This is a genomic window from Bartonella koehlerae C-29 (assembly GCF_000706625.1).
In the GTDB taxonomy this organism is placed as follows: domain Bacteria; phylum Pseudomonadota; class Alphaproteobacteria; order Rhizobiales; family Rhizobiaceae; genus Bartonella; species Bartonella koehlerae.
This window is the reverse complement of the sequence record NZ_KL407334.1, coordinates 1434101-1447014: the sequence shown is the minus strand read 5'-3', so window position 1 is coordinate 1447014 and position 12914 is coordinate 1434101. Positions and strand designations below refer to the sequence as shown.

Annotated in this window: 9 protein-coding genes and 1 other RNA gene; all 10 read left to right on the top strand. The window is 37.6% G+C overall.

Annotated features, from left to right (window positions below; genetic code table 11):
• Positions 1-143: 143 nt before the first annotated feature.
• The 10 genes from ettA (at position 144) to O9A_RS06160 (ending at position 12899) form a co-directional block, all read left to right on the top strand.
• The gene (gene ettA, locus O9A_RS06210) at positions 144-1793 is read left to right on the top strand and encodes an energy-dependent translational throttle protein EttA (RefSeq protein WP_034459763.1); all 1650 of its coding nucleotides are present in this window, start codon (positions 144-146) and stop codon (positions 1791-1793) included.
• 905 nt (positions 1794-2698) lie between these two features.
• Entirely contained in the window at positions 2699-3031 is a 333-nt protein-coding gene (locus tag O9A_RS08690; RefSeq protein WP_425348740.1) for a class I SAM-dependent methyltransferase, read from the top strand.
• A 1384-nt stretch (positions 3032-4415) separates the two neighbouring features.
• A complete protein-coding gene (locus O9A_RS06195) occupies positions 4416-4835 on the top strand; it encodes a hypothetical protein (RefSeq protein ID WP_051665596.1) in 420 nt (139 codons plus the stop codon).
• 751 nt (positions 4836-5586) lie between these two features.
• The gene (locus tag O9A_RS06190; RefSeq protein WP_034459759.1) at positions 5587-6096 is read left to right on the top strand and encodes a lytic transglycosylase domain-containing protein; all 510 of its coding nucleotides are present in this window, start codon (positions 5587-5589) and stop codon (positions 6094-6096) included.
• Between the two features lie 93 nt (positions 6097-6189).
• An RNA gene (rnpB, locus tag O9A_RS07495) (RNase P RNA component class A) lies at positions 6190-6580 on the top strand.
• A gap of 284 nt (positions 6581-6864) precedes the next feature.
• Complete coding sequence (gene rsmH, locus O9A_RS06180; RefSeq protein WP_034460266.1) at positions 6865-7863, top strand: 16S rRNA (cytosine(1402)-N(4))-methyltransferase RsmH; 999 nt, start codon at positions 6865-6867, stop codon at positions 7861-7863.
• Positions 7860-8264, top strand: coding sequence for a cell division protein FtsL (gene ftsL / locus O9A_RS06175; RefSeq protein WP_034459754.1), 405 nt, complete (start codon positions 7860-7862; stop codon positions 8262-8264). The genes rsmH and ftsL overlap by 4 nt, the downstream gene beginning before the upstream one ends.
• Positions 8264-10006, top strand: coding sequence for a peptidoglycan D,D-transpeptidase FtsI family protein (locus O9A_RS06170; protein WP_034459752.1), 1743 nt, complete (start codon positions 8264-8266; stop codon positions 10004-10006). The genes ftsL and O9A_RS06170 overlap by 1 nt, the downstream gene beginning before the upstream one ends.
• 23 nt (positions 10007-10029) lie before the next feature.
• A complete protein-coding gene (locus O9A_RS06165; protein WP_034459750.1) occupies positions 10030-11481 on the top strand; it encodes a UDP-N-acetylmuramoyl-L-alanyl-D-glutamate--2,6-diaminopimelate ligase in 1452 nt (483 codons plus the stop codon).
• Entirely contained in the window at positions 11478-12899 is a 1422-nt protein-coding gene (locus O9A_RS06160) for a UDP-N-acetylmuramoyl-tripeptide--D-alanyl-D-alanine ligase (protein ID WP_034459748.1), read from the top strand. The genes O9A_RS06165 and O9A_RS06160 overlap by 4 nt, the downstream gene beginning before the upstream one ends.
• The last annotated feature ends 15 nt before the right edge of the window (positions 12900-12914 follow it).

Sequence of the window (12914 nt, the reverse complement as noted above, 5' to 3'; positions counted from 1 at the left end):
TGTGAGATTAGAAAAAACGTATCAATATAAAGTGAAAAGCTTTTGGTGTAACGCAAGCTTTATCTCTTGCAGAGTTTAGAAAAGCAAAAGCAGTTTTTTCAAAATCCTAACCTCCTATAACGCACAATATTAAAGAGAAATTTATGGCACGTCAATTTATCTATCATATGGCTGGTCTTAACAAGGCTTACGGCAATAAGAAAATTTTAGAAAATATTCATCTGTCTTTTTATCCAGATGCAAAAATCGGTATTTTAGGACCGAATGGTGCAGGTAAATCAACCATTTTACGTATTATGGCTGGGATAGATAAAGAATATACCGGAGAAGCATGGCTTTCTGAAGGGGCACGTTGTGGCTATCTTCCACAAGAGCCTATTCTGGATACAAGTAAAGATGTGCGTGGTAATGTGATGGAAGGCGTGGCCGATAAGCAGATAATTGTTGAGCGTTATAATGAATTGATGATGAATTATAGTGAGGAAACGGCTGATGAAAGTGCGCAACTACAGGATATTATCGATAGTCAGAATCTTTGGGATTTAGAAAGTCAAGTAGCAATGGCTATGGCTGCTCTTGGTTGTCCACCAGCAAATGAGGATGTGACAAAGCTTTCAGGAGGAGAGAGGCGGCGTGTTGCGCTTTGTAAATTACTTTTATCGAAACCGGATTTATTGCTTTTGGATGAACCAACAAACCACTTGGATGCTGAAACTACAGCTTGGCTTGAAAGGCATCTGCATGAATATTCCGGCGCGGTACTTTTGGTGACGCATGACCGTTATTTTCTCGACAGTGTAACGGATTGGATTTTAGAATTAGATCGCGGTAAAGGTATCCCTTATGAGGGGAATTATTCTGCTTATTTGGCGACTAAAGCTAAACGTTTAGCGCAGGAAGGACGTGAAGAGGCTGCTCGTCAACGTGTGTTATCACGCGAACAAGAATGGATAGCTTCTAGCCCAAAGGGACGGCAAGCAAAGTCCAAAGCACGGATTAAAGCCTATGATGAGTTGGTTCAAGCTGCACGTGAACGGCGTCCTGGAGAGGCGCAAATTATTATTCCTATTGGCGAAAGATTGGGGCAGGTTGTCATTGAAGTTGATAATCTTTCTAAGGCATATGGAGAGCGTGTCTTGATTGATGGTCTCTCTTTCAAGCTTCCTGCTGGCGGAATTGTTGGAGTCATTGGTGCTAATGGTATGGGAAAATCTACTTTGTTTAAAATGTTGACGGGGCAGGAACAGCCAGATTCAGGTCAAATCCGCATCGGGGAAACAGCTCACATTAGTTATGTCGATCAGAGTCGCGATTCATTGGATGGTGATAAAACCGTTTGGGAGGAAATTTCTGGCGGTAATGACGTCATTAAATTAGGTAAACATGAAATGAACAGTCGTGCTTATTGCGGGGCATTTAATTTTAAGGGTGCAGATCAGCAAAAGAAGATAGCAAGTTTATCAGGAGGTCAGCGTAATCGCGTACATTTGGCTAAGCTTTTAAAAGAGGGAGGCAATGTTCTTCTTCTTGATGAACCGACAAATGATCTTGATACTGAAACGTTGGGTGCATTAGAGGATGCATTAGAGAATTTTGCTGGTTGCGCGGTTATCATATCGCATGATCGTATGTTTCTTGATCGGTTGGCAACTCATATTTTAGCGTTTGAAGGCGATGGTCATGTGGAATGGTTTGAAGGTAATTTTGCCGAATATGAGGCTGATAAAGTCCGTCGTTTTGGTGCAGATTCTCTTAATCTTAAACGTATGAATTATAAGCCACTGACACGCTAGCATTGCTTGTTTTATTTAATTTTGATTGAAAAAATGGTGATGGTGTCTGGTGTTATCTTTGTTTTTCGAAAAAGAGAGTTGTCCGCCATAGTGTGAGGTTTTTGTTCGTCACATCTAAGAAAGAAATAGAGCGTAGAATCCTGGTTATATTCTTACAGAATATGTTATCATGTTTGATATGCTGATAGCGTAGAGGGTTACCTGTTTCTCATCAAGTTATAATAGAGGCTTGTAATTTTTCGTTATAATTTTACGATTGCAGTACCAGTCTCTTTGTTTCCAACGGAAAGAATAGCGAGAAAGGGTACTGTTATTTTTTTAGCAATTACTTGTTTTTTATTATTATCAAAAAAATATGAACATACATGATGCAACACTATATTTTCTGTTTAATTTTTTATTAATAGAAATAAATGCTTATTTGAGCAATAAGGAGTATTGTTGAAAAAATAATAAACTTAGATGAAATGATTATACTGTTGAAAACTATAGCAGAATAAAGTCGTTTGCAGATTTTTGTACTTTTGTACCATGGAGATTTAACGTTATCAGACCTTACATTTATTGTATGAAGCACAATTGGTTGAGCATTATCAGAAAAGCGGATCGATTTATTTTAAGCTTTATCATGATCGTTTAGGTGAAGATGTTGTGATGGCTATTTTTTCAGCTTTGCTAGAGCATGATATGGTGAGAGCGCACGATTTAGTACGTTTGAAGAATATAAAAAAACAGTACTGAAAAATGGGAAAAAAGTATTTTTTACAAAATGCGGCGTAGTGAGATGCGTTACGGTTTTCTTCTATTGCAGATTACGGTGTAGAAAACGCTTTACGCGAAATTATTGGTGATAAACCATTTGAGACAATCTTGATATTGGTAAGGGTACAACCTCTATCTTAAAATTGTTTTCAGGCTTTTATACGCATGAAGTTGAAATTATCCTCGATAGCGATGTTTTGCATTTATTTATTGGGAATACAACTTTTGATTTGGTTATTCTTCATAGGGTTTTATATTTTCTTGAAAGTCCCGAAGAGGTTTTTCATGAGATTGCAGGTGCTTTGCGTCTTCATGGACGTTTACTGATTGTGGATTTTGTTCGCCATGAGGTCGAGTATTTACATTCTTATCTTTTCTCCTATGCCTTTTGGATTTTCAGATTTACAAATAGAACAATGGCTTTAAAATGCCGGATTTATTCTAGAGAAAATGATTTACCCTCTTTTGCAAAATGAAAACAATGAGAGGCTAATAGTTAAGCTTTGGCTTGCTCGCGATCCACGTTTATTGGTTGATGATATAAAAGACAAAAAAGTAGAGTTTGCATAATATGTTGGTTAAGATACTTTATTTTTTGATTTTTAAAAGTGCAAAGAGAGAATTTTAATAAATCGTTGCAGTGTTGTTGTTTTTACCTTGTATTGTATCTTTGTGCATGAGAGCGTTGATTCTTCAATATTTTGCTATGGCTATATAACAAGGTATTCTTATAGAAGAAAAGTCGGTTAAAGACTGCTATTTATCGCTTATTGAAACAGCATGTGTTGAATTGATCAAGATATTGATTTATAGTAAACAGTTCATTGCTTTGTATTTTTAAAGCAAGTGCGTGAATGAGCAGTGCAATAATTATGTCGTTCTTCGTGAAGGGACGATCCCATTAAAGAATGCAAAAAATAAAAAATAGGTACTGTGTAATCTCTCTAAAGATAATATGTTAAAATAATTGGGAATACAAAAAATCGCACTTTTATCATTGTGCAGTACACTTTAAGGAAGAGAGATGGGAAGGAAATGTCTTCAATGATTATTGTCTATTATGATAGTACGTTGGAATTTGTAGTTGGTAATAAAAGAGTTTATTGTCAACTTAAGTGCTGATAATTAGTGGTTCTAAATAAATACGTTCTAAGCTCTAAATTGTTCGTGAAATTTATTTTATTCGAGTTCACAATTGATCTTGTTACTGCAGAGACAGTTTCACAATATTTTTTTATGGTGATTCTTAAAAAAATATCATGAAAACAGGGAAGATTTTCTATTTCTCTTTATTATCTTATTTAGACTGTGCTCGTTTATCATTTTGAATGGAATAATTTATGTCCTCCTTACACCTACGTTTTTAATTTTTATGCAATTTCAAATGGTTAAAAGATCTGCGCTTTATATTTGGTTTTAAGTGTTTGTTCTTCATAGCAAGGAAGGTTTATACAACTTAATTTTTTTACGGACATAGGGTTTTGAGGAAAAATTATTATGAAAATAACGAAGTTCATAGATTCTAATGATGACCTTTGAAATAAAGTTGCTCCAAATTGGATCATTTTGAATGTTTTTTGCCTAAAATTTTCCATTTTTAGACAGTTTATAGTTTTTTTATACTTTTTTGTATGAAAGATGACAAGAATTTCTTGTTGTTTAAAGCTTTTTATTCCATAGCAAGAATATTGCATCGCCTTCTTAGTGGTTGATGCGAGAGGACGATCGGGGAACCTCCTCCCCCCCCCCGCGTGGATCCCTTAGATTGTCTGGCCTGGCTGGGAATTTTCTCAGTCAGGCTTTGGGGAATTTAATGTTAAAGTTTGATGGGTGGTGCATGTAAGAGCGTTGGAGTGAGTTTTGGTATATAAGGTAGAAGTAACGGAGTCCTTCAGGCGTAGGGTTCTTGTCATTGTATTTTTCTTTTTATTTTTTGCGGCAAGTCTTTTTGTTTTTCGGAATCCTTCTACTTATCTGTTTTTATTTAATCGGTCTTTTTCTTCTAACCAAGTTAGTGTTATAGAATCTAACCAAGTTAGTGTTATAGAAGGGATGATTATAGAGAGATTGGAAGTTTCTTTTCCAGGTATTATCATGAAACTCTCTAAGTTAAATCCTCAACAAAAAAAGCAATTGATTGAGCAAGTATATCACGATATCGTCGCTATTGCTTCTGCGAAGGGACAGAGTATTGGGCAAGCCCGAAAGTTGGGTGAGGTGGGTGCTGTGGTTTTATCCAGAGCTATTTCTCGTGGTGCTGTTGCTGATGCTTATTTTTAGTCGTTTCTTTAAGAAATTATGTGTTTTTGGTTAATCTTATAAGATTTTTTCGCGCAGTTTTCAAAAGCTTACAGAAGAGGTATAATACCCATTTTTTTGATATCATAGGGCGATAGAGAATGGTAAAGTTTTGAGGTCTCTTTTTTGCGGATTTTAGTATACTTATTCCTTTTGTGATTTCTAGAGATTGTGTGTGGAGTTAAGCAAGTTTGATAAAATCACAGTATGCACAAAGTATTTGCATGAAGATGAATAGAGATTTCTATTGATGCGGTTTTGAGATTGTTTGTACAATTGCTTATAGGATTTTTCAAAAAACAGATGGGAGTAATTATTGAAATTTGTTATAGGCCGAAGACCTATCTGTTTGTGCGTGTTTATGAGATTCCTTTATATGATGATTGGTTTTGCTGGGTGATTTGTCTGGTAGAGAATTTTTTCAGTCAGTGTTTATCAGCCATAAGGAATAGTTGGTAACGGTTTTTATTCCTAGGAAGTATCCTGCAGTTATTTAGCATATCAAAGTTTGTTTTATAAGTTTTTTTATTTTTGGTTATATTATGAAATACAGAAATATATAATTCGTGTATTGAGTGGTTTTCTTCCAATACTAAAATTTATCTTGAAATTGTCTTAATATTTTCATTTTCAGGCCGCTCTTTCGTTTTTTTTCTATGTACAATGCGTCCACCAAGCCGTTGCAGTTGGGATTTAAGTAGGATTTAAGAATGTCTTAATGAAGAGAAAGAAAATGCAATTTTTGAAAATTCTTTTAAGTGCAGTATTTGCTTTATCTTTTGTGTTTGATGTAAGTTGGGCTCATACCGTGTTAAGTGTTGCAGGATCAAATGAAGGCTCAGAGATTATTACTTCTAAGATTCTTATTCGTCCTTATGAGCTTCTTATTCGGAAATTTGCGAATAAGTACAATGTTCCTGTTAATTTGGCACATGCTGTTGTAAGAGTTGAAAGTGATTACAAGGCTCTTACAAAGGGGGCTGCTGGCGAAATAGGTTTGATGCAAATTAAACCATCTACTGCGAGAGGGTTGGGTTTTAAGGGATCAGTGCAAGATCTTTATGATCCTGCGATTAATCTTGAATATGGTATGCGTTATTTGGCGCGGGCATATAAACTAAGTGCTGGCGATACATGTGGCACAATCCTTAAATATAATGCAGGTCATGCTGCAAAAAAAATGAATTCCATTTCGGAAAAGTATTGCTCAAAAGTCAAGACTTATTTGGCTTCTTTAAAATGAAGGTGACCATTGAAAGCAATGGGTTTTCTCAGATTTGTAAAATATCTTGCAGGACTCTTTTCACTTGATGAAAAATGTTTTATAAATAAAGCGTCAGTCGGCTGGGCAGCCGCGCTTGTCCAATGCCTAAAGGCGGCAGGTGAGGAAAGTCCGGGCTCCACGGAAAAACGGTGCCGGGTAACACCCGGCGGGGGTGACCCTAGGGAAAGTGCCACAGAAAGTAAACCGCCTATTTTTATAGGTAAGGGTGAAAGGGTGGGGTAAGAGCCCACCGCGCATTCAGTAATGAGTGTGGCAAGGTAAACCCCACCGGGAGCAAGACCAAATAGAAATGACGCGCAAGGTTTAACTTGCAGCCAGTTTCCGGGCGAGTCATTCGGGTAGGTTGCAAGAGGCGGATGGTAACATCCGTCCCAGATGAATGGTTGCCATGTAAAGTGTACGCTTTACCATACAGAACCCGGCTTACAGGCCGACTGATTTTTTTATGATTGATGCTATGTTTATTATTGGTATTGTACACAATTAGCATTGTATAAGGGGTTTTTCTATGGGGTGTATGTTTTTTTTTAAAGTTTACACTCAAACAAAGCGTGTTTTTTTTAATTATAACATTTCTTTAAGTATAAATGTGTTAGGATATGTATCCGGTTAACTTTAGCTTCATTTCTTTTCATTGTTAGAGAGGGGGTGAAGTTTTAGTGGTCCTGATATGAGTTGCCATTGATGGCTATTGATTTAAAAAAGCATAAATCAAGACGGATTATTTTGACAAAACAGGGTAAGAGAGCTGAACGCCATATTCCAGTGTTATTACAGCCAGTTTTAGCTGGGCTTATACCATTGGTTGGGGCAAAAGTGATTGATGGTACCTTTGGTGCTGGTGGTTATACGCGTGCTTTGTTAAATGCAGGTGCACAGGTTATTGCTCTTGATCGTGATCCTCACGCTATTCGTGAGGGACAATCGCTTGTTGATGAATTTTTTCCACGACTTCGTTTGGTGCAAGGGAATTTTTCACAGTTGGATTGCGTGGTTGAAGAGAAGGTGGATGCTGTTATTTTGGATATTGGTGTCTCTTCAATGCAGCTTGATGAAGCTGAAAGAGGATTTTCTTTTCAAAAAGATGGTCCATTAGATATGCGAATGGCTCAGACTGGTTTTACTGCTGCTGATGTTGTGAACCGTTTAAAAAGTGATGAGCTAGCACGAATCTTTAAAATATTAGGAGAGGAACGCTATGCAGGGCGAATTGCACGGATGATTGAAAAGCGCCGCTGTATTCAGCCATTTTTACGTACAGGTGATCTTGCTCATGCCATTGAGGTGTTGGTGGGGCATAAAAGTGGAGAGCGCATTCATCCTGCAACGCGTGTATTTCAGGCTCTTCGCATTTATGTGAACGATGAAATTGGTGAACTTGCACGTGGCTTATTTTCCGCTGAACGCGTTTTGAAACCAGGAGGTCGTTTGGGAGTCGTGAGTTTTCATTCTCTTGAAGATCGTATGGTTAAAAGATTTTTTTCTACTCGTTCAGGAGAGAGTATGAGGTCTCGCTATCTTCCTGAAATAGAGATGACTCCAGCAACATTTTTTCCTTTGTTTAAAGGGGGGATAACTGCAAATAAAGAGGAGTTGGAGCGAAATCCTCGTTCACGTTCTGCGAGGTTGCGTATTGGCGTACGTACTGAAGCGGAGTGTCTTGCTGCAGATATGAAATTGTTTAGATTAGCAAAGATTGCCAGTTTTGAAGGTGGCAAGAGATGACAGTTTTTCGTACATTTGATATGATTTTAGTTATGATTATGATTTGTATGGCAGGTCTTACTTATAAGGTTAAATATGATGTCCAAAAACGAATGAGTGAAGTTCGTCGTCTTGAACAAAAAATAGCTGCAGAAAAAAATACGGTGAGTCTGTTTCACGCTGAGTGGGCTGTGATGATAGAGCCTTCACGCATGCAAAAACTTGCAAAACGTTATCAGAAAGAGCTTGGTTTAGAGAGTATCCAGCCTTACCAAGTTGTAGAGTTTGAAAGTATTCCAGTACGTGTATATGATCAAATTGAAGAAGTGATTAAAAAAAATCTCTTGAAGGAAGGGAAAAATATTTTGGCAAATAATCGTACTTCTCAGGCGAATGGTGTTGTTCGAAAAGGCGTGCGGTGATGAAATCATACTTTCTCTTTTCGCAGAAGAAAAAGCGCTTAAAAAAACAGTTCAATATTGATAATTTTTCTGTTCGTCGTTCGTATTCTTCTCGTCTACGTTTACTTTTTTCTTCTTTCTGTTTTCTTATTTTATATAGTGTTATAGGGGCTTGTCTTATTTCTTATGGGTTTGAAGGTGGACAGATTGAAGAAGCAAAAGGACCACGAGTCCTTCAATTGACTGCACGGCCTGACGTTCTTGATCGTAATGGTCGTTTATTGGCAACAGATATTAAAACCTATTCGCTTTTTGCTGAGCCACGACGTATTATTGATATCGATGAAACAATAGAATTGCTCTCAACAGTTTTGCCTGATCTCAATTGGCAGGAAACTTATAAACGTCTTAAAAAAAAGTCTAGCTTTTCTTGGATTCAGCGTGGATTAACGCCAGTGCAGAAAACGCAAATTATGGCTCTTGGTATTCCAGGAATTGGTTTTCGTACCGAAATTCGTCGTTTTTATCCCAGTGGGCCTGTGCTTTCACATATTCTCGGTATGGTTAATGTGGATAATCAAGGCATAGCGGGTATGGAAAAATATATCGATGATGCTGGTTTGAGTGATTTGCGTGCTGCTGGTCTTGCAACGGAAGAGTCCTTAAAACCAGTTGAGCTTTCGATTGATGTGCGTGTTCAGACAATTGTACATGATGAACTTATGAAGGCAATGAAGCGTTATAAGGCAATTGCTGCAGGAGCTGTTATTTTAAATATCCACACAAATGAAGTTTTGGCTTTAGTATCACTACCAGATTTTGATCCTGGAAATCCCGTTGATTCTTTAAAAAGTGATCGTTTCAATCGGATGACTGCTGGAACTTTTGAAATGGGTTCTATCATTAAAAGTTTTACGACCGCAATGGCCCTTGATTCAGATATATTCCATTTAGACAGTATTATTGATGCTTCAAAACCTCTACAAGCAGGTAGAGGTTTTATTATTCATGATTTTCATGGAAAAAATCGTCCCTTAACATTATGGGAAGTTTTTATTTATTCCTCTAACATTGGTTCTGCTAAGGAGGCAATGGCGATAGGGATTGATGGACATCGTGCTTTTTTGAAACGACTTGGTTTACTTGATCGAATGACAACAGAATTGCCTGAAGTTGCCTATCCTCTTACGCCAAATCATTGGAAAGATATCCATTCTATGACGATTTCTTTTGGACATGGTATGGCAACAACGCCTTTGCAAACAGCAGTAGCTGCTGCTGCTCTCATGAATGGTGGTTGGTTAATTTCTCCTACGTTTTTAAAACGCACAAAAGATCAAGCTTTACAACATGCAAAACAAGTTCTGCGGGCTAAAACGAGTCAAAATATGCGTTACCTTTATAAATTAAATAGTGATATCGGTTCTGGGCGTAATGCAAAAGTAGAAGGTTATCGCGTTGGTGGTAAAACAGGAACAGCTGAAAAAGTTGAAAATGGAAAATATTCTAAAACAAAAAATTTCAATAGTTTTCTCGCTGCTTTTCCCATTGAAGATCCTGCTTATGTTGTTTTAACAATTATCGATGAACCTCAGCCTGAAGATGGAAAGTATTCAGCAATAGCAGCAATGAATGCAGGGCCGATGCTTGCTAACATTATTCGCCGTTCAGCGAGTTTTCTTGGAATAAAACCAGATTTTCAGAAAGAATATGAACCTATTTTAAGCACAGAGAACAGTTCAAGTTTCGTTAAAAAACGATGAAATTCATATAAAGGTGTGTTGTTATGTTGTTTAGAACAGTTTTTACAGAATGTCTTGAAGATGAGCGTCTTTCTTCAATGGAAATAACAGGAATCAGTGCAGATTCTCGGCAAATCTTACCTGGCTATGTTTTTGTAGCTCTTCAAGGTCATCAAGACGATGGGAGACACTATATCAATGATGCTATAAAACGTGGTGCACAAGCAATCGTTACAGATTATGATGTTGTTCTGGAGAATTTATCTATTCCTCTTTTGCGTGTTTTGGATGCTCGTCATAGTTTAGCGGTAGCAGCTGCACGTTTTTATGGTGCTCAACCTGAAACTGTCGTTGCTGTGACAGGGACAAGTGGAAAAACATCAGTTGCCTCTTTTGTTCGGCAAATTTGGACAGAGGTTGGATTATGTGCTGCGAGTATAGGAACGCTAGGTGTTGTTTCTCCTAAACGAAATGATTATGGTTCTCTTACAACACCTGATCCAGTCATCTTGCAGCGTCTTCTTTCTGAAATTGCCAATGAAGGTGTTACACATGCAATCCTTGAAGCATCTTCTCATGGACTTGATCAGAGCAGAATTGACGGAGTACGTCTTACTGCTGCTGCCTTTACTAATTTAGGGCGTGATCATATGGATTATCACACCAGCGTAGAGGATTATTTGCGTGCTAAAATGAGGTTATTTGATACGCTTTTACCCCGAGACTCTTCTGCTTTGGTTTTTGCGGATGATGTTTATTCGCAAAAGGTTATTGATACTATTACACAAGCGCGTCGTCGTGTTTTAACAATTGGGCGTAAAGGGCAATTTATTACTATTAATCGTGTTGAACATCAACGTTCGAAACAATGTGTTGAATGTCGTTTGGAAAATAATATCTATACGTTTAATTTACCTTTAGCTGGAGATTTTCAAGTGAATAATGCGCTTATGGCGGCAGGACTCGCAATTGCAACGGGTGTATCGCCTGATAAGGTATTTCGTTCTCTTGAAACTTTGCAGGGAGCGCCCGGTCGTTTAGAGTTGGTTGGAAAGACAGAAAATAATGCTTCTGTTTATGTAGACTATGCACATAAACCGGAAGCTTTGGAGCAAGTGTTACTTTCTGTTCGTCCCTTTACGCAAGGGAGGTTAATCCTTGTTTTTGGTTGTGGAGGTGATCGCGATCAAGGAAAAAGGTTTTTAATGGGAAAAATTGCAGAAAATAAGGCTGATATTGTTATTGTAACAGATGATAACCCTCGCACGGAAATGCCAGCGAAAATACGCAAAGATATTTTACAAGCAGCGCCAAAAGCCATCGAAATAGCAGATCGTGGTGAAGCTATTACTTATGCAGTTGGGCTTTTAAAAGCAGGGGATACATTAATCATTGCTGGAAAAGGTCATGAAAATGGTCAAATTATAGGGCAAAAAACATATCCTTTTTCAGATCGTTTGAGAGCGATTGAAGCTTTGCAGGAACGGATTAAATGAAAGCTTTATGGGATAAACAATCACTTATTGCAGCAATTGATGGTTATGCAATTGGGGATATACCGGAAACTTTTTCCGGTGTATCTATTGATAGTCGTACTCTTATAGAAGGCGATATTTTTTTCTGTATCAAAGGACATCATCTTGATGGTCATGATTTTGCAGTGCAAGCTTATGAACGAGGTGCAGGTGTTCTTATTGTTGCGGAAAATCGTTTGACTGATATGGAAAAAATATCCGCTCCACTCATTGTTGTTCCTGATGTTTTACAAGCCTTAGAAAAACTTGCAAAAGCTGCACGTAAGCGCTCAAAGGCTAAAATTATAGCGGTAACAGGATCGGTGGGCAAAACAACGACAAAAGAAGTTCTAAAACAAGTGTTAGCAACTGTTGGGAAGGTTCACGCGAATTCTGCTTCTTTGAATAATCACTGGGGAGTGCCCCTTACCTTGGCGCGAATGTTTACGGAGAGTGACTATGGTATTTTTGAGATTGGTATGAATCACAAAGATGAGATTCGCCCTTTGGTTAAGTTGGTCCATCCACATGTTGTTCTCATTACGCATATTTCTGCAGCACATATGGGTTTCTTCAAAAATCTTGAAGAAATAGCAGATGCAAAAGCTGAAATTTTTGAAGGACTGGATGAGGAGGGTATTGCCGTTTTAAATGCAGATAATGATTTTTTTCCTTATTTAGTTCAAAAAGCAAAGCAATGTGGTGTAAAAAAGATTTTAAGCTTTGGTGAGACTAAAAATTCTGATTATCAGGCGAGAAATATACGTCTTTTAACAGATTATTCCTGTATGATTGTCAGTATTTCTGGGCAAGATAGGGCAATAAAAATTGGTGCTCCTGGACGACATATTGCACAAAATAGTTTAGCTGTTATTGCTGTTTGTGATGTCATTGGTGTTGATTTAGAACCTATTTTGCTTTCTTTGAGTTATTTTTCTCTTCAAAAGGGGCGTGGTGTTCGTTATAGATTGTCTTTGCCAAGTGGTGGCGAATTTTATTTAATTGATGAAAGCTATAATGCTAATCCTGCATCTATGCGTGCGGCACTTGATCTGCTTGCTATAGGGCCAGTCGGTGTGGAAGGAAGGCGAATTGCTATTTTGGGTGACATGCTGGAGTTAGGGGCTTATAGTGAAAAACTTCATCGTGATTTAGTAAAGCCTGTATATCTCTCTGGTGCTAATCCAGTTTTTTTATTTGGTGAGGTAATGAAGTTTTTAGCCACTGATCTGGCTGCATACGTTAAGGTTCATTATGCTGAAAATATTGAAAAAATTTTACCACTTATTTTGGCAGAAATTTCCACTGGGGATCTCCTTATGATTAAGTCATCCCACAGTCTTCATTCATCAGATATTGTGACTGCATTACTTGATCACTATGAAGTGGTTTCTTTGTAATTTCAATAGGTTTTT